General features: G+C 47.6%; 14 protein-coding genes and 2 pseudogenes. 10 read left to right on the top strand and 6 right to left on the bottom strand.

Features of this window, described 5'->3' with window-relative positions; genetic code table 11:
* The first annotated feature begins 132 nt into the window (after nt 1–132).
* The 7 genes and pseudogenes from argC to AB1756_02190 all read left to right on the top strand — a co-directional run bounded on the left by argC (nt 133) and on the right by AB1756_02190 (nt 5,964).
* Nucleotides 133–303 (top strand): annotated as a pseudogene (gene argC / locus AB1756_02220) (N-acetyl-gamma-glutamyl-phosphate reductase).
* Between the two features lie 16 nt (nt 304–319).
* Nucleotides 320–1,528, top strand: coding sequence for a bifunctional glutamate N-acetyltransferase/amino-acid acetyltransferase ArgJ (gene argJ, locus AB1756_02215; GenBank protein MEW5806155.1), 1,209 nt, complete (start codon nt 320–322; stop codon nt 1,526–1,528).
* An 8-nt stretch (nt 1,529–1,536) separates the two neighbouring features.
* On the top strand, nt 1,537–2,403 hold the full coding sequence (argB, locus tag AB1756_02210; protein MEW5806154.1) for an acetylglutamate kinase: 867 nt from the start codon (nt 1,537–1,539) through the stop codon (nt 2,401–2,403).
* A gap of 17 nt (nt 2,404–2,420) precedes the next feature.
* Nucleotides 2,421–2,873, top strand: coding sequence for an arginine repressor (argR, locus tag AB1756_02205; GenBank protein MEW5806153.1), 453 nt, complete (start codon nt 2,421–2,423; stop codon nt 2,871–2,873).
* Nucleotides 2,873–4,114, top strand: coding sequence for an argininosuccinate synthase (locus AB1756_02200; protein ID MEW5806152.1), 1,242 nt, complete (start codon nt 2,873–2,875; stop codon nt 4,112–4,114). The genes argR and AB1756_02200 overlap by 1 nt, the downstream gene beginning before the upstream one ends.
* Before the next feature lie 15 nt (nt 4,115–4,129).
* On the top strand, nt 4,130–5,524 hold the full coding sequence (argH, locus tag AB1756_02195) for an argininosuccinate lyase (GenBank protein ID MEW5806151.1): 1,395 nt from the start codon (nt 4,130–4,132) through the stop codon (nt 5,522–5,524).
* A 242-nt stretch (nt 5,525–5,766) separates the two neighbouring features.
* Nucleotides 5,767–5,964, top strand: a pseudogene (locus tag AB1756_02190) (type II toxin-antitoxin system HicB family antitoxin).
* 424 nt (nt 5,965–6,388) lie between these two features.
* On the opposite strand, the gene dinB reads toward AB1756_02190, so the two are convergent.
* From dinB to AB1756_02175, 3 genes are all read right to left on the bottom strand, one after another.
* Nucleotides 6,389–7,570 carry a DNA polymerase IV gene (gene dinB / locus AB1756_02185; GenBank protein MEW5806150.1) on the bottom strand — a complete coding sequence of 394 codons (1,182 nt, stop codon included), beginning with the start codon at nt 7,568–7,570 and terminating at the stop codon, nt 6,389–6,391.
* A gap of 6 nt (nt 7,571–7,576) precedes the next feature.
* On the bottom strand, nt 7,577–8,179 hold the full coding sequence (gene lexA, locus AB1756_02180; protein ID MEW5806149.1) for a transcriptional repressor LexA: 603 nt from the start codon (nt 8,177–8,179) through the stop codon (nt 7,577–7,579).
* A 93-nt stretch (nt 8,180–8,272) separates the two neighbouring features.
* Entirely contained in the window at nt 8,273–9,496 is a 1,224-nt protein-coding gene (locus AB1756_02175; GenBank protein MEW5806148.1) for a HEAT repeat domain-containing protein, read from the bottom strand.
* A 149-nt stretch (nt 9,497–9,645) separates the two neighbouring features.
* Here AB1756_02175 and AB1756_02170 point away from each other — a divergent pair, with 149 nt between their 5' ends.
* The 3 genes from AB1756_02170 to AB1756_02160 are packed head-to-tail and all read left to right on the top strand — an operon-like array spanning nt 9,646 to nt 13,397.
* The gene (locus tag AB1756_02170) at nt 9,646–10,791 is read left to right on the top strand and encodes an acyl-CoA dehydrogenase family protein (protein ID MEW5806147.1); all 1,146 of its coding nucleotides are present in this window, start codon (nt 9,646–9,648) and stop codon (nt 10,789–10,791) included.
* 19 nt (nt 10,792–10,810) lie between these two features.
* Nucleotides 10,811–12,853, top strand: a complete 2,043-nt coding sequence (locus AB1756_02165; protein ID MEW5806146.1) for a HEAT repeat domain-containing protein — start codon at nt 10,811–10,813, stop codon at nt 12,851–12,853.
* Nucleotides 12,822–13,397: a DUF4416 family protein gene (locus AB1756_02160; protein ID MEW5806145.1), complete on the top strand. Its 576-nt coding sequence runs from the start codon at nt 12,822–12,824 to the stop codon at nt 13,395–13,397. The genes AB1756_02165 and AB1756_02160 overlap by 32 nt, the downstream gene beginning before the upstream one ends.
* A gap of 44 nt (nt 13,398–13,441) precedes the next feature.
* Here the strand turns inward: AB1756_02160 and AB1756_02155 are convergent, their stop codons facing one another.
* The 3 genes from AB1756_02155 to nifS all read right to left on the bottom strand — a co-directional run bounded on the left by AB1756_02155 (nt 13,442) and on the right by nifS (nt 16,892).
* Nucleotides 13,442–15,238, bottom strand: a complete 1,797-nt coding sequence (locus AB1756_02155) for an HD domain-containing phosphohydrolase (GenBank protein ID MEW5806144.1) — start codon at nt 15,236–15,238, stop codon at nt 13,442–13,444.
* Nucleotides 15,239–15,253: 15 nt separating this feature from the next.
* On the bottom strand, nt 15,254–15,649 hold the full coding sequence (gene nifU / locus AB1756_02150; protein ID MEW5806143.1) for a Fe-S cluster assembly scaffold protein NifU: 396 nt from the start codon (nt 15,647–15,649) through the stop codon (nt 15,254–15,256).
* A 91-nt stretch (nt 15,650–15,740) separates the two neighbouring features.
* The gene (gene nifS / locus AB1756_02145; protein ID MEW5806142.1) at nt 15,741–16,892 is read right to left on the bottom strand and encodes a cysteine desulfurase NifS; all 1,152 of its coding nucleotides are present in this window, start codon (nt 16,890–16,892) and stop codon (nt 15,741–15,743) included.
* Between the last annotated feature and the right edge of the window lie 328 nt (nt 16,893–17,220).

Below are 17,220 nucleotides of genomic sequence, written 5' to 3'. Positions count from 1 at the left end.
TCTGATGGGAAGAAAAATCATCCTCCATTGACTTATCAAAATGGGCTTCCCAAGCCGCGGGGTCCTTGAATCCATGTATGGAGGTGGGTAAACTACCATTCATAACAAGAATCGCTCAATTTAGGTCAAATTAAGGATGTGGTCTATACAAACTATTGTGATATCGGCATTGCAGTTGATCTGCGGACGAATTACCTCAAAGTAATATCTGTGATTGACAACCTAACAAAAGGAGCAGCAGGTCAAGCTATTCAAAACATGAATATCATGTTTGAACTACCACAAGAGTCAGGTTTACGATAGAGAGGAGAGATATCGAATGTTCACAGAGTGTTCACACGGTGTTACGAGCCCGCGGGGTTACATAGCCGCGGGCGTTAACTGCGGAATCAAAAAGAGGAGAAAAGATATAGCACTGATATATTCTAAAGCTCCTGCAGTGGCAGCCGCAATTTTCACTACCAATAAAGTACCTGCGGCACCTGTAATCGTTGACAGGATCCAACTGAAATCTTCTCCCACGAAACGTGCAGTCGTTATTAACAGTGGTAATGCAAATGCGTGTACTGGCGAACGCGGATTGAACGACGCATGGACAATGGTCAAATGTTGTGCACGGGTTTTGGAAATAGAGGAACATGAAATGTTAGTGTCATCAACTGGTATCATTGGACAATATTTACCGATGGAAATGATCGAATCCGGCATTGCAGATGCAGCATTCATGTTGGATGAAGATGGACACACAGCAGCTGCAGAGGCGATCATGACCACTGATAAATTTCCAAAGGAGTGTGCGATAAAGATCAAGCTTGATGATGTGGAAGTCACCATCGGAGGAATGGCTAAAGGATCTGGCATGATTGCACCGAACATGGCGACGATGCTTGCTTTCATTACGACGGATGCCAACATTACTGCCCAACTTCTTCAGTCATCCTTAAAACGAGCAGCTGACCATTCGTTCAATCGCATAACCGTTGATGGGGACACAAGCACGAATGATATGGTGATTGTACTTGCAAACGGTTTGGCAAGGAACAGGATGCTAACCAGTGAGGATGATCCTGCATACCGAATTTTCTATGATGCACTAGAGTATTTGCTGGTAAAGCTCTCGAAGATGATTGTTATGGATGGAGAAGGTGCAACAAAGTTTATAGAAATCCGGGTAACGGGCGCGCCAATGGAATCTTCAGCAGTTCAAGCTGCGAAATCGATTGCAAATTCTAATCTCGTAAAAACAGCAATTCATGGCGAAGACGCCAACTGGGGAAGAATTCTTGCAGCAGTTGGGTATTCAGGTATCGATTTCGAGCCGGAAGCAGTTGAGATATTCTTCGACGATATTCCAATCCTTCGGCAGCACTACGCGATTGATTTTTCTGAACGGCGAGCGAAGGAAATTTTAAGACAAAAGGAAATTAGAATTACTGTCAATCTGAATCAAGGAACTGCTTCAGCGTCTGTCTGGACTTGCGACCTTTCCCAACAATACGTGGCTATTAACGCCAATTACAGAACTTAAGGAGAACCATGACATCACTTCCAAAAACCGAAGTACTCGTCGAAGCTCTTCCATACATTTCACAATTTGAAGGGAAAACGTTTGTCATCAAGTATGGTGGTGCAGCAATGATCGATGAAGAGCTGAAAGAGACATTCGCACAAGATGTTACATTTTTGAAAAAGACTGGCATCAAGGTGGTCCTTGTCCACGGCGGTGGGAAGGAGGTGACGGAGCTTTCAGAAAAGCTTGGATTGTCTACAACCTTTGTTCGTGGTTATCGATACACTGATCGAGAGACGATGAAGGTCGCCCAGATGGTACTTACAGGCAAGACGAACAAAAATATTGTGGCACGGATCAACCGACATGGTGGTGAAGCGGTGGGTCTGTCCGGTATTGATGCAAATCTTCTACGTGTTACAAAATATGTTGAGGACGGAATCGATCTTGGCTATGTGGGTGAGGTAGTTGAGGTCAATACGTCTTTTCTGGATTTTCTATTGAATAATAACATGTTGCCGGTGATTGCGCCAATAGGAGTAAATGAAGGATGCGAAGCATATAACATCAATGCAGATGTTGCAGCAGCAAGTATCGCGGCGGCATTGCGTGCCGAGAAGCTTGTCTATCTGAGCGATGTTGCAGGCTTAATGCTTGATGGTCATCTCATTCACACTATCTTGCAGTCTGAAGCTGATCGATTCATCGACCAGGGTATCATCACAAATGGGATGATACCCAAGATTCGTTCGGCGTCCAAAGCACTCGATGTCGGTGTGGCTAAAGTCCACTTGATTGATGGGCGAGTCAAGCATGCGTTGCTTCTTGAGATATTTACGAATGAAGGTATGGGTACAGAGTTGATACGTTCTTCCCATAATACTCCGCCGTAGGCGATCGCTGAAACGAGATGATGTTGAAACAAGCACGGCATTTCGCTATCAAACAGATTATCACTGAGCGCTCGATCTCCAGTCAGGATGAATTGCGTATTGAGCTTAAGAAACGTGGATTTAGCGTAACACAGGCTACACTTTCGCGCGATCTCCATGAGCTTGGCGTCAGTTGGGTGACCTCCGAGACTGGTGGGAGATATGAACTTCAACCTGTGGCAGAGGCAAAAATCTTACGTCCGATTGTCGGAGCTGAAGTACTTTCCATTCATTCCAACGAAAGCATGGTTGTTGTAAAAACATTACCCGGTTGTGCAAATGCAGTGGCAGAATTTATCGACATACAAAAAAATCCTGATATTATTGGCACCATTGCAGGAGATAACACCCTCCTGGTTGTGCCAGCATCTTATCATAAAACGAAGGTCATCATGAAATTTCTCAGAGAAAAACTCATCGAAGGAGCGTAATGAAGAAACAGAAAATTGTTGTAGCGTATTCGGGTGGACTCGATACATCCGTTATGGTAAGCTGGTTGATGGAAAAACATAATGCTGAGATCATCACCGCAACAGGAAATCTGGGACAGAGAAAAGAGCTTAATGGGATCAGAGAGAAAGCATTGCAGACTGGCGTATCGAAAGTGTACATTCAGGATCTGACAGAGGAATTTGTTGAGAACTATATTTTCCCTGCGCTCAAGGCTGATGCGTTGTATGAGAAAGTGTATCCGATGGCAACTTCACTCGGGCGACCGCTGCTGGCAAAAATGCTTGTCGATGTTGCGAGAGAAGAGGGGGCAACGATGGTTGCACACGGCTGCACGGGGAAAGGAAATGATCAAGTGCGGTTTGAAGTTTCGATTGCAGCTCTCGCACCTGATTTGAAGGTGCTTGCGCCATTGAGGGAATGGGAGTTCAAATCCCGTGAAGAGGAAATTGTCTATGCAAAGAAACATGGCATTCCTGTTTCTGCGACAGTTTCCAATCCATACTCCATCGATGAGAATATTTGGGGGACAAGCATTGAGTGTGGCGTTCTCGAGGATCCAATGGTCGAACCGCCAGCTGATGCGTATCAACGGACTGTTGCACCTGAGGAGGCGCCAAACAAGCCTGAATATGTTTCGATTGAGTTCGAACACGGAATTCCTATTAGATTCCAGGGGAAGAGATTCGATAGCGTTCAATTGCTCCACTCCCTGAACGACATCGGTGGCAAACACGGCGTTGGACGCATCGATCTCGTCGAGAATCGTCTTATAGGAATCAAATCTCGAGAAATTTACGAAGCTCCAGCTGCTACGATTCTACATTTTGCACACATCGAGCTTGAACGCTTAACGCTGGACAAATCTGTCTTCCACTTCAAGACACAACTCGCTCAGGAGTATTCAAACTTGGTCTATAATGGTCTATGGTATTCACCATTAAAAAAGGCACTGGATGCATTTGTTGAGGAAACACAAGAATCAGTCTCTGGTGTTGTCAACGTGAAACTCTTCAAAGGAAGCGTGACTATTGCAGGAAGAGATTCAAAACATTCTCTGTATAATCCAGCACTCGCAACATACTCAGAAAAAGATCAGTTTGATCATAAAGCGTCGGAAGGTTTCATTAAGATTTTTGGCTTGCCCTTAAAAACATTTTATCAAGTGCAAGGCAACGATGTAGCTTGTAAGAAGCGCTCCTCTTTAAAAATCCATTCTTAATTTTTCATTCCTTATATGGCACTCCGGAGCAGACGATTTCGAAAAAGGCTTTATCCTAAGGCTTTACAATTTTCCTCTTCTTTGGAAATCGATAAACGATTATATCGAGAGGATATCGAGGGAAGCCTTGCTCATGTCACGATGCTAGCGAAACAAAAGATTATTTCCAAGCGCGAGGCATCAGCAATTCAAAAGGCACTACATCAGATTAAACGTGAGATAGATTCAGGTAAATTCGAATTCGAGGACAGGCGGGCGAAAGGAAAGCGGTTTGTTGCCGAAGACATTCACATGGCAATTGAACATCGTTTAATTGAAAAAATTGGTGAACTTGGAGGAAAACTTCACACCGCCCGAAGCCGGAACGACCAGATTGCACTGGATGAATGCTTGTATCTCAGGCAAACGATTCTTGCCGTTCAGGAATTGCTTCGTAAGCTACAAAAAACTTTCGTTGCGAAGGCGGAACAATACGACGATGTCATTATACCTGGATATACTCATCTCCAGCGTGCTCAGCCGATCATGTTTGCTCACCACCTGTTGGCATATGTCTCAATGTTAGATAGAGACTATGAGCGATTTGATGATTGTCTGAAGCGAGTGAATCGTTCCCCTCTTGGTGCTGCGGCATTAGCAGGAACTTCATTTCCTATCGAACGAAAGATTACCGCCAGACAACTTGGCTTCAGGAGTATTATCGAGAACAGTATTGACGCGGTCAGTGATCGTGACGTTCAAATTGAATTCATTTCAACCTGTGCAATAACGATGATGCATTTGAGTCGCTTTGCGGAAGAACTGGTTTTGTGGAGTTCGCAGGAATGGCAATTTGCCGAAATTGGAGATGCATTCACGACCGGCAGCAGTATCATGCCACAAAAGAAAAATCCTGACATTGCAGAACTTATCAGGGGCAAGACGGGAAGAGTATACGGAGATTTAATGACGCTTCTTACAGTGATGAAAGGACTGCCTCTCGCCTACAACCGTGATCTGCAGGAAGACAAAGAGCCTCTATTCGACGCCACCGATACTGTTACCGGCTGCCTTAACGTCTGCGCAATGATGTTGAGGACGGTGAGGTTTAAAGCTAAACGTTTTGGCGAAACCTCACATACAGATTATCTTCTTGCAACTGAGCTCGCAGATTACTTAGTTCACAAGGGTTTGCCATTCCGAAAGGCTCATTCGATTGTGGGGGATATCGTTCAACTCTGTACAGATAAGGGTATCTTGCTGAAGGAATTACCTCTCAAGGACTACCAGAGACATTCAAAGCTCTTCGGAAATGATGTATACCGGGTTCTCACTATGCAAGCTTCTGTGCAACGGAAGAAATCTTCAGGCTCCACTGCTCCAAGCGAGGTTAGGAAAGCATTGATGGTCTGGAAGAAGAAACTAGGATAACAAACTACTGTATACCGCAGCTGCCACTTGGATCTCCCAAGAATTTGCAGAAAGGGTTTTTCTTCTCTACCCCTTGACAATCACTTTCCTACAAGATTAGAGTAATTTAAGAAGTTCATCGGTATCATGAGCAGATCAATCCCAGGGAAACGGCCGAAATGCCTACAGGTGGGAAGAAAGAAATTCCTATCCGTTACGGTGGTACAATACAATCATTGAATGCATGAATAAAGGGGTCGGCAATGAAACTTACTGCAATAATTGAACGTGAAGGCAATGGATATATCTCATTATGCCTGAGTTGGATATAGAGCCAAGGAGAAACTATTGAGCAAGCTCGCAACAATCTTCAGGAGGCTTTAGAACTATTTTTTGAGTGTGCATCACCGGAAGAGATAAAGCAGCGGCTTCATGATGAGGTGTTCATAACGCAGGTTTGAGGTGGCCTGGGGTAAGCTGCGCATACTCTCCGGCAAAGTTATCGGACAGAAATAATATGGAGGGCTTCAAATGAGTAAAATAGAAATGTTCATTTGGCTTAGAGCTCCGATTATGGTTGGTGTGGCTCTGATCCTCGCTTCCATATTCGGAAAATGGACAGGCACATCACCGATCGTCAGCACAATTTATGGTTGCACAGGTGTTTTGTGCATCTTTATTGGAGGGCTGTGTTCAGTTGTAGCAGATGCATCTCGGAAACATGACAAGGTAGCGTGATCGAAGAACAAACAGATTGAATTTAGTTAAATATTGATGGGATCATAAAAGAAGAGAAATTTCTTGCTGAGATGCGGGAGTTGATGCACCATACAATCAAGTTTTTAGAGCTCAATTGGTGTTAGCTTAACTGACAATATAAAAAGATCAATGTCCGATAACGCGGAGAAAGTTGGAGCGTCCACACGAGAGAGAATCGAACCCGTACTTCTCTCTCACTTGATCGATGCCTCTGTAAAGGTCCTTCAGTTTCAACTGGAAGGCTGGGGTGAAGAGTCCGAGCTGCCATGGATTCGAGGTGATATTGCAAACAGAGACGCCAAGGAGCCTCACCTTCATTCTTCTCGTGTACCCTTTCCTGAAAAGCGCACTCGCCACCTGAAAGATTGCGGCGTCGAAGTTGGTGGCTTCCGGGATGGTCTGCGACCTTGTGAGCGTCACGAAGTCCGAATACCTTAGCTTGAGGGTGATGGTGTATCCTCTCAGCCCCTTCTTTCTCAATCGCCGACCGACCTTCTCCGCGAGATAGTAGATGTTGTTCTCAAGGAAATCAACGTCATTGCTGTCCTCGTCGAAGGTCGTCTCGTGCCCCACAGATTTAGGCATTGAGTCATCCATATCAATCCTGTCATCTCCCTTCCCTCTGGCCCTCCAGTAGAGAGAAACCCCCGTCTCTCCGAAGATTGTCTCCATCAGCTCTTCCCCTATGACAACGATGTCTCGCACCTTCTTCACCCCGATGAGGTTGAGTCTCTCTTTCATCTTCTCGCCGACGCCGGGAAGTTTCTCAATCGGAAGTGGCGCCAGGAAGGACTCCTCGTATCCTGGCAAGATGCAGATAATCCCGTCAGGCTTTGCCTCTGCCGAGGCGACCTTGGCGAGGAGTCTGTTTGACGCGAGCCCCGCCGACATGGTCAGATGGAGTTTTTCTTTGACTTCAAGTTTCATCCTTTCGAGGGCTTTCAGGGGATGCCCGTAAAGCCTCTCGAATCCTGAAAGATCGAGGTAAGCTTCATCTATGGAGACGACCTCGAGGAAAGGGGTATAGTTCCCGACAATCCTGAAAACCGCCTCGGACGCCCTTGAATAAAGTTTATGGTTTCCCCGCAGAAATATGGCATGGGGGCAGAGTCTCTTTGCTCTCGAGATAGGCATGGCGGAGTGAATCCCGAATTTCCTTGCCTGGTACGATGCAGCAGCGACCACGCCTCTTCCAACATCAGGGTCTCCACCCACGATTACGGCCTTCCCCTTAAGGGAAGGGTTCAAGACCACCTCCACCGAGACGAAGAAAGCATCAAGGTCGATATGTGCGATCCACCTGTTCATATTGCTTCAATACTTGCGGAGAATGCCGATGACTACACCCTGAATCCTCATGTCCCCCTTCTTCACAAAGATCGGCGCTATCTCTGGATTTGCAGGTTGCAGCCTTACTTGGTCCTTCTCCTTGTAAAACTTTTTCAGCGTCACCTCTCCGTTCTCAAGGAGGGCGACGACGGTCTCCCCGTTCTCTGCGACACTCCTCTCCTCGACAATCACATAATCCCCGTCCCGTATCTGCTCGTCTATCATAGAGTTCCCTTTGACTCTTAGGACATAGCTTTTCCCTGACTTGACCATCCCCGGTGGTATCTCTATGAACTCTTCCTGCAGTACAGCCTCTATCGGTTTTCCTGCAGCAACCATCCCCAGGAGCGGGATCTCGGCACTCATCCTCATGACCTTTTCCGGAAGGATCTCGATGCTCCTGTTCTGATTCCACTTCCTCTTCACTAACCCCTTCTTAACCAGGTGGGAGACATGCTTATGAACGGTTGCCACAGAGGAAAGCCTGAGTCCTCTCCCTATTTCCTTGAGGCTGGGGGCATATCCTTTTGATTCGATGAACCCTTTTATGAAGTCCAGAGCCTCTTTCTGTCTCTTTGTGAGTATCATTTTCTCCTCCCAAACGGTTATCTCCTACCTGCCGATAATATAAGCGAAAGTAAAGCGAAAATCAACCCAATTTTTAAATAAAGTTGAAAAGTCCTATTTGAGTGGATGCCTTGCAGCCATCTCTATGATTGCAGCAGCGGCGCTGATGACGATGTATGGATTCTCGCTGGAAAGGAGAGGCTCTAATTGAGGGATGGAATCTCTCTCCCCCACCTTGCCCACGCCGTCTATGGCAATAACCGCTGCTTCGTAATTCGTATCATTGATGCCGTCGAGAAGAATCTTTATGAGCGCGGGATCCATCCTCTCCTTGAGATTCCTCAAGGCGACTTTTCTCACCTTCTCATCAGGGTCAGAGGCAAGAGCTCCAAGATATGGAAGCACATTAGGGTCTTCCACTCTGGACAGTTGCTCCGCCATTTCTCCTTTGAAGGCGGGGTCGCTATCCTGCATCAGCTCCTCGATGACCCTGTTGACATTCTTTTCTCCCATCCGCCAGAGGGCGGCGGCCGAATATAGTCTCGCGTACTTCTTCTCGTGCTTCAGAAACTTTTTCAATTCCTCTCTTGTCCCTTCATCCTTGAGGCTTCCGAGGGCTGACATCGTCTCCAGGGAAAGACCCTGGGTGTTTATATATGGCGTGATAAGCTTCGCCTCGGAAGGGCCCCCGACCTTTCCGATGGCAACGATCGGCTCTCTCAAATTCACACCCCATTCCTTCTTGAAGGCCTCTTTCAGAATATCGAGTGCCCACGGTTTCTTGATCCTCCCGAGAAGGATGTAGACCTCGTTGCGCTCATCGATGCTCTTGCTCTCGAGCTTTTTCTTCAACGCGGGAAGGAACGATTCGTTCCCTCTCCCGGTCAAGAAAATGATCACCTCGGGATTCAACACTCCTCCCGCTTCAACTGCTTTCTCTTCCAAGAATGGAATGACATCTTCGTCACCCATTCTTGCCAGGGAGAGAGCAGCCGCGACCTTGTCCACTTCCACTCCCTCAGAATAGATCTTCTTGAGGATGGGGATGGCAGTTCTGTCCTTCCTCTCTCTGACTGCCCGTATGGCAGCCATCTTAGAATCCCAGTTTGTCCCCTCGAGAGCACGGTGAATCAGATCGACGGCAAAGGGAGAAGGAACATCCTTGATGACCTCTACCGCATAGAGAGCGTAAGAGGGATGCTCGCTGTAAAGCTTATTGATAGCTTCCTCTGACTTGCTGACTATCCCTTCTTTTTTCTCTCCTTTCTGGCAGGAAGAGAAAATAGCGATAAGGATGGAAAGGTTCAAAACTGTTATGATAAATCTCTTTTTAAACATATTAGGCCTCCCTCTTGTTTATTACATTCATAAGATAAATTAAATTTTATTATACACCCGACTACAGATTTTGTAATCTCATTGCAATTTCTTGTTTTTTCTCGAGTTTCATTTATAATTTATTGATAATATTGCAGAAAGAGGTCACCATGATCGACTTTGAATTGACAGAGGAACAGAGGGAATTTCAGCAGCTAGCCAGGGATTTCGCCACCAATGAGATCAGACCAGTGGCTTCCCATTACGATAAAACCGGAGATTTCCCCATGGATATCATGAGGAAGGGATGGGAGATAGGGCTCATGAACGCCACTATACCAGAAAACTATGGCGGAGTTGGTATAGGAGCGCTGGAAGCGGTTTTGATCTCGGAAGAGATCTCATGGGGATGCGCCGGGATAGGAACCTCTCTTATGTGCAACGGCCTTGCCCTTGAACCTCTTCTCACAGGCGCCACGGAAGAGCAGAAGAAGAAATTCCTCATCCCTTTTGCCCACGATTTCAACATGGCTTCGTTCTGCCTGACGGAACGAGGAGCGGGTTCTGATGCCGGATCGCTGGCGACTCAGGCTATCAGAAAAGGTGATGAGTACATCATTAACGGCTCCAAATGCTTCATAACGAATGGCGGGTATGCCAGCTTTTTCACCGTCTTTGCTGTCACGGATAAAGAACGCGGAGCCAGAGGGCTATCCACCTTCTGGGTCCCCAGGGATTCTAAGGGGATCACCATCGGAAAGCACGAGGACAAGATGGGCCAACGCTCTTCCAATACGGCTGAGATATTCTTCGACGACGTTGTCGTTCCAAAAGATAACTTGATCGGAAGAGAGGGGATGGGATTTGTCTATGCCATGAAGACTCTGGATAAGACCCGTCCCATCGTAGGAGCAGCCTCTGTCGGGATCGCACAGGCTGCCTTCGAATATTCACTGGAATACGCAAAGACAAGAGTTCAATTCGGCGGGCCTATCGCGAGAAATCAGGCGATCTCCTTCATGCTGGCCGACATGAAACAGGATATCGAAGCGGCCAGGCTTCTTGTCTGGAAAGCTGCCTGGATGTCCGACAGAAAGATGAAGAACTCCGAGATCTCGGCGCTCTGCAAGACCTTTGCTTCCGACGTCGCAATGCGGGTAACGACGAACTCCGTTCAGATCCACGGTGGCTACGGATACACCAAAGACTACCCTGTCGAGAAACTGATGCGGGATGCCAAGCTCATGCAAATCTACGAGGGAACGAACCAGATCCAGAGACTCGTCGCATCGAGAGAAATCCTGGCACCCAAGTGATAGATCCTGGAGACGTACATTGAAAAAGAATCTTTATCTTTCTGTTATTCTTTGTCTTGATCTTTTCCTTGGTTTCTGGCTTTTCTCTCTTCACCCTTCTTGCGCTCTTGCAGATCAGGAAAATGAGTCTCCCATAAAGGAGCAGCCTGCGACGCCATCTGAACAGCCTCCCGAAAGCCAATCGCAGGAGATCCTGGAACAGGAACGGAAGGCGGCAAGAGAAGTGGCAAGATTAACCGAGATGCTGAAGCTCCCGAGCCGTCAGAGAGACATGACGAACTGGGATATCGTTCAGGCTCTCATCAAGCTTGGAAAGCCCGCCGTTCCAGCACTCATCACTGAGATGGAAAAGGCGGATCCGTTTTCCATGGCTGCAGCGATGTATTGTCTGGGAATCATCGGAGACAGAAGAGTACTACCCCATCTCTACAGGCTTCTTCCACGACTCGAAGAGGAAGAAGAAGAGGCTGGAACTAACCTGAAATCCTCAATATGTTTTTCTCTAGGATTGCTTGGAGACCCGAACTGCATCCCTCTCGTAATGCAGGGTCCCCATGCTGCCAGCAGAACGGTCGCCGGAGGATCCATAAATTACATCGGAGCCTGTGCCACATTCCTTGGAGATCAGGCTGTAGATCCCCTCATAGAAGTCGTCCAGCGTTACAAGGATGAGAAAAAAATTTACGGAGCTGTTTCTGCCCTTGGAAAGGTCGCTAGCGCAAGAGCCATTCCGTTCCTCAAATCTCTTCTCGAGCATCCTGACGACAAGGTGAAATCGCTCGCCATAGGAGCCCTTGCCCAGATAGGAGATCCGTCCACCTCTGAATTCATCACTCCCTTCCTGGACAACAGCGCAGACCTCCTGAGAGAGAGCTCTGCAGAAGCAATGTATTACCTTAGAGATAGGAAAGCCATAAAGAAATTATGCAAATTGGCAGTGGAAGACCCGGTCGTTATGGTCAGGGTGAAATCGTTAATGTCACTTGGTGTTTATGGCGAACGGGAAGCTTTTGAAACACTCCTCATAGGGGCTAGCGATCAGGATGTTTCAGCGCGTATAATCGCAATAGAATGTATCGGAAAGTCAGGAAATAAGGCAGGATCGGAAACTCTCAGGAAAAAGATTAAAGATATGGACACACGGGTGGGTATGGCTGCGGTAAATGCTTACGAAAAGCTCATGGAGCGAGATGCTGAAACCCATCTCATCAAAGTTTTAAATGACACGAGATGGATCATACAAAGAGAAGCTATTAGAGCCCTCGCCAGGATGCATTCAATTAAGTCAAATCCGGCAATCCTCTCCATCCTGAAAGGAGCCGTGGCAGATGGTGAAGCGAACCCTGAATACAGGAACATTGTCTTTGAGACTCTTCTCGCACTTTCCGAGCTTGGTAACGAAAAAACGATTGAAGCTCTTAAGGAGCTTTCTTCCAAGATTCTGGATACCGAACTCAAGAATTATTTTAGCGGGACGATTCACGATCTTTCACTCAAAATTGCCAACGGGAAAGATGTGAAGAAATGGATCGAAACGCTCCAGAACGGAAACCTGGCGGATCAGACAGTTGCTATAGAGATGCTGGCAAGATTGGGTGACCGCTCCGCTACAGCGGCGCTGATCGAGGCTTTTGGAAGGATGGATATCGATGCGGCATCCGCTATCCCGAAAGCCCTCGGCAAGCTCAAGGACCAATCTGCCGTTCCCTTCCTGGAAGACCTGTTGACGAACGATGTCTACGACGAGAAAGACGTTTATCCGGCAAGGGAGAATGCCGCCTGGGTTCTTGGGGAGTTGGGGAGTAAGTCATCTGTAAAGGCGCTTAAGGATTGCCTGCGGCGTTACGATGGAGAGCCATTCTCCGCCATCATGGCGATCGTCAAGCTATTGGGGAAGGATGCCATAGACGATCTCAGGGAAATAAAGACCAGGATCATGAGGGCACCATCAAGGGAACGAATGAAACAGTATGACAACGTAAACTGGCTGATCCGAAATCTCAAGAACGGCTGGGATGTCGAAGCCCTCGATGAAGAGCCATCCGGACACAAGCATGGGTGAGATTCATTATCCTCCCCCTGTCAAACCGATCTGCGCCATTCTTTTCTCGGAATCAGTATCCCTTGACCCGGTCATAGAACGACTGGAATCCTTGCTCGGGCGGATCGATTTGAAGAGCGATGTCTATCCCTTTCTATTCACGGACTATTACAGCACGAAGATGAAGCTTCCTCTAAAAAAGTTCTTCGTCAGCTTCGGTGATCTGATGGAGAGGGAAAGGCTTCCCGAAATCAAGAAAAGGACGAATGAGCTGGAGGATGAATTTTCAGAGGAAGAAAAGGGAAAGAGATTACGGTTGGTCAATCTTGACCCTGGCTACATCGGCCGATCCAAGCTTGTCCTCGCTTCTACAAAGAACTTCTCCCACCGGATATATCTGGGCGGCGGGATCTTTGCCGAAGTGACGCTCGTGTATACGAAAGGCAACTTTCTCAGCAATCCATGGACGTTCAAAGATTACAGGACCGAACTTGCACTTTTCTTTTTTCGTCGTGTCCGCGAAAGATACATGGCCCAACTGATTCACGGCAGGCAGGATGCTTGACTCATCCGCACATTCGAATGGTTGTTGTAATCCTGCCCTTATTACTAATAAGAGGATGGTTTGCTGGATTCGGCTTCCAGTTTGAATTCATTGTTCTGATACGCTCTGTTGAAGGCCTCCACGACTTTCGGGTCGCAATCCCATTCCTTCATCTCGTTCAACCTTGCAACGGCATCGTCAAAAGTAACGGCCTTCTGGTAAGGTCGATCGGTCGTCATCGCATCAAATGTATCGGCCACATGTATGATTCTCGCTGTGAGGGGGATCTCCTCGCCCTTGAGATCCTCGGGATACCCACCACCTCCGTATTTCTCATGGTGATACTTCATAGCTGGAATGATCTTCTCCATGTATTTGATCGGGAGCATGATATTGGCCCCCTTGACCGTGTGTTGCTTCATGAGGTCATACTCATCCCCTGTCAGGATGGACGGCTTCCTGAGAATGGCATCGTCGATCCCGATCTTTCCGACATCGTGAAGGAGAGAAGCCACATGGATATCCCTGATATCATCTGCGGAGAGTCCCATGTATTTTGCAATGACGACTGAATATTTGTTCACCCTCACCGAATGACCGCGGGTGTAAGGATCTTTTTCATCTATGGCATTGGCAAGCACACGGATTGTCCCCAGAAAGAGCTGATTGTTCTCGTTAAGTGCCTCCTTCAACTTATCGATGTACCGTTGCAGCTCTTCGGCCATGTAATTGAAAGTGGCGGCAAGCTGGCCTATCTCATTTCTGGTTCGGACCTGTGCCCTCACCGAGAATTCGCCGTTTGCAAACTTCTGGCTGCTCGACGCCAGCAGATTTATCGGCCGGCTGATCCCGCCCGCAAAGACGACGCCGACGATGATGGCAAGGAGGATCACACCGAGAGACCAGATGAACGTGCTCTTGATGATCTCTCCGATGAGAGAATAGGCTTTCTTCTCCTCGACCTTGATGAAGATTCCCCAGCCATTCCTGGTCATCTCGTAGCTTCCGAGAAACCTCACCAGCTCACCGTTCACATTGTCGATGAACGCCGATGTCTCCTTGCTCCTCCCCCTGGTTTCTAGAAATCTCTTGACGATCGCAAGGTTCCTGAGGTTTGCCCCTTCAGAGATTTTATTCGGATCTGAGTGAGCGATCAAGTTTCCGGATGAATCTAGAACGAAGATGGTATATCCAGTCTTCTTGCTCTCTTCGAGAACATTATTCCAGAGATTCTCCATGTCGGTGAGACCGGAGACGTATCCTATCCCCATCTCCGAAAAAGAAACCGGAGCCGATAGGGCAAAGAAGATCTTTCCGGAAGGCATCCTGAAGATAGAACTGCCGATCGGGAAATCCTCTTCCCAGTAAGCAACATCGCCTGACATTGACTTTGCTATGGTTTTCTCTATCTCCTGTGTGATCAGGTTCTGGCCTTCGTAGGGTTCTTTTACCGAAGCCGTGACGTTTTGCCCATCAGGAAGCATCAGCCGGATCATGACGAAATCGCCACCGAGAAATGGGAAGATTTCCTGCTGGAGAGCTGCCGGGGAAAGATCGTGAAGCAGCTTCTTTTTTATCAGGGATCTAAGGTTATCGTCAATAATGGACAGTCGTTCACGGTATCCATCGATCGCAGAATCGATCTTGTGAGCTATCGAAGAGGCGAGGAGCAGCTGGTATTGTTGCTGGAATGTTTTCAGAGCTTCCTTGTTGATGTCGACCAGTTTCCACGCAACTGTGGCGAGAGGCGTCAGGCTGACGAAGATGAGGACGGCGAGAAAAGAATACAGAATCCGGTACTTGGGTACCTTCCCGAACCATTTTTCTATTTTCCCCTTCTCTTCCATGTCCGATGCGATCAATGCATCAACCGCTTTTCATCTTCTATCTTCCGGATGTTTCTTGTAGTAGTCCTCCAGCGCTGCTTTGACGGCGTCCTCGGCAAGAACCGAGCAGTGCATTTTGATCGCTGGTAGCCCGCCAAGCGCCTCTGCCACAGCTTTGTCCGTAAGCTCTTCCACTTCCTCGAGGGTCTTTCCCTTGATCAACTCTGTTGCCATGGAGCTTGTTGCGATGGCGGCTCCGCAACCGAAGGTCTTGAACTTTACGTCAACGATTACACGGTCGACGATCCGAAAGGTCATTTTCATGAGGTCTCCGCAGGCAGGATTCCCCACCGTGGCGGAGGCATCTGGGTTCTCTATCTCACCGACATTCCTTGGATTTTCGTAATGATCTAGAACCTTGTCGCTGTAATCACTGAAACCGTGCATTCCCGCATTCCACCTTTCTGATATCGTTTCGGTTCCCCTTCTTCAGGGTCATTGCATCCAGCTTTACGTCGAAGGTAGCCAGAAAATAATCTCAGACCAGAGGAGAGATGGCTCTCAACCTTCTGACTCCCTTTTCCAGAAGGTCGATAACGTAATCTACATCTTCCTCACTATTGGATTTCCCCAGGCCAAACCTTACTGATGAGTGCGCCGTGGCATCAGGAATTCCCATGGCTCTCAGGACATAGGAAGGTTCCAGGGTCTGAGATGTGCACGCCGAGCCGCTCGACACGGCCACATTCTTGAGAGACATGATCAAGCCTTCCCCTTCCACATAATCAAAGCTGAGGTTCAGGTTATTGGGGATCCTATTCTCGGGATGGCCATTGAGATATACATGGTCGATCCGGTTCATGATTCCTTCCAGAAGCCTGGTCCTGAGGGCGACTAGCCTTCTGGATTCTTTCTCCATATCTCTCATTGCAGTCTCGCAGGCTTTCCCCAACCCGACTATCCCTGGAACATTGAGGGTTCCCGAACGTCTTTGCCTCTCTTGCCCCCCACCCGTCATTAGGGGAACCATCTTGACTCTTTTCCTGATGTAGAGAGCTCCCACCCCTTTAGGCCCATAGATCTTATGGCCAGATATGGAAAGGAAGTCGACCTTCAGATTTTCAACGTCCACCGGGATCTTCCCCACGGCCTGGACGGCATCACAGTGAAATGCCACTCCTCTCTCCGATGTTATCTCACCGATCTCCTTGATCGGCTCGATTGTGCCTACCTCACTGTTTGCATGCATTATGGAAACGAGAACAGTCTTGTCCGTGATGGCTTTCCTGACGTCATCCGGATCCACCATCGCATATCTATCGACAGGAAGATAAGTAACCTGGAATCCTTCTTTCTCCAGCCATTTGCAGGAATCCAGGACAGCCTTATGTTCAACCTTGCATGTGATGATGTGGTTTCCTTCTTCCCTTCTGGCCCAGGCGACTCCTTTGATGGCCATGTTATCAGATTCCGTAGCCCCGCTCGTGAATACAATATCCGCATCTCTTGCATTGATCAGCCTGGCGACTTTCCCTCTCGCCTCTTCAACGGCATCCCTTGCGATTTTCCCGAAGATATGCGTAGAGCTCGATGGGTTTCCAAAATGCTCAGTCAGATATGGCATCATCGCATCGAGGACTTCCCGGTCCAGCGGCGTTGTCGCATTATGGTCCATGTATATCTGTTTCATGCTATCGACCTCTGATGATGAAAATTCCTCATGCAAAAACCAAGACAACGGGTATCAATTAGAAAAAGCACCTTCCTCATTTTCGAAAAAATCAACCTCTTTACAGGAATTTTCTCTCAGATGCCTCATTTAAACATTAGTATTATAGTCATATATATTCCCATGTCAAGCTGGTCCTTATAATAGCTGCGGTTCAGACAGTAGCCAGCTTTTTCTCAAAGATCCAAAGCAACCATTGTAAGTTACAGCAGAAGATCATCTTGATGGCCTTCCAGCTTCCCCCATAATCATCCCTTAAACCTCAAAAATGCGTGAAAACTAAATACTA

It is taken from the genome of Acidobacteriota bacterium, from assembly GCA_040752675.1.
Classification (GTDB): Bacteria; Acidobacteriota; Polarisedimenticolia; order JBFMGF01; family JBFMGF01; genus JBFMGF01.
Note: the sequence above shows the minus strand (reverse complement) of the source record. Positions and strands in the feature narration are given on the sequence as shown.

Bases quoted from the DNA above. Each gene is read 5' to 3' on its own strand.
- argJ (MEW5806155.1), top strand. From the start codon at position 320: ATGTTCACAGAGTGTTCACACGGTGTTACGAGCCCGCGGGGTTACATA.
- argB (MEW5806154.1), top strand. From the start codon at position 1,537: ATGACATCACTTCCAAAAACCGAAGTACTCGTCGAAGCTCTTCCATAC.
- argR (MEW5806153.1), top strand. From the start codon at position 2,421: ATGATGTTGAAACAAGCACGGCATTTCGCTATCAAACAGATTATCACT.
- AB1756_02200 (MEW5806152.1), top strand. From the start codon at position 2,873: ATGAAGAAACAGAAAATTGTTGTAGCGTATTCGGGTGGACTCGATACA.
- argH (MEW5806151.1), top strand. From the start codon at position 4,130: ATGGCACTCCGGAGCAGACGATTTCGAAAAAGGCTTTATCCTAAGGCT.
- dinB (MEW5806150.1), bottom strand. From the start codon at position 7,570: ATGAACAGGTGGATCGCACATATCGACCTTGATGCTTTCTTCGTCTCG.
- lexA (MEW5806149.1), bottom strand. From the start codon at position 8,179: ATGATACTCACAAAGAGACAGAAAGAGGCTCTGGACTTCATAAAAGGG.
- AB1756_02175 (MEW5806148.1), bottom strand. From the start codon at position 9,496: ATGTTTAAAAAGAGATTTATCATAACAGTTTTGAACCTTTCCATCCTT.
- AB1756_02170 (MEW5806147.1), top strand. From the start codon at position 9,646: ATGATCGACTTTGAATTGACAGAGGAACAGAGGGAATTTCAGCAGCTA.
- AB1756_02160 (MEW5806145.1), top strand. From the start codon at position 12,822: ATGAAGAGCCATCCGGACACAAGCATGGGTGAGATTCATTATCCTCCC.
- nifU (MEW5806143.1), bottom strand. From the start codon at position 15,649: ATGCACGGTTTCAGTGATTACAGCGACAAGGTTCTAGATCATTACGAA.
- nifS (MEW5806142.1), bottom strand. From the start codon at position 16,892: ATGAAACAGATATACATGGACCATAATGCGACAACGCCGCTGGACCGG.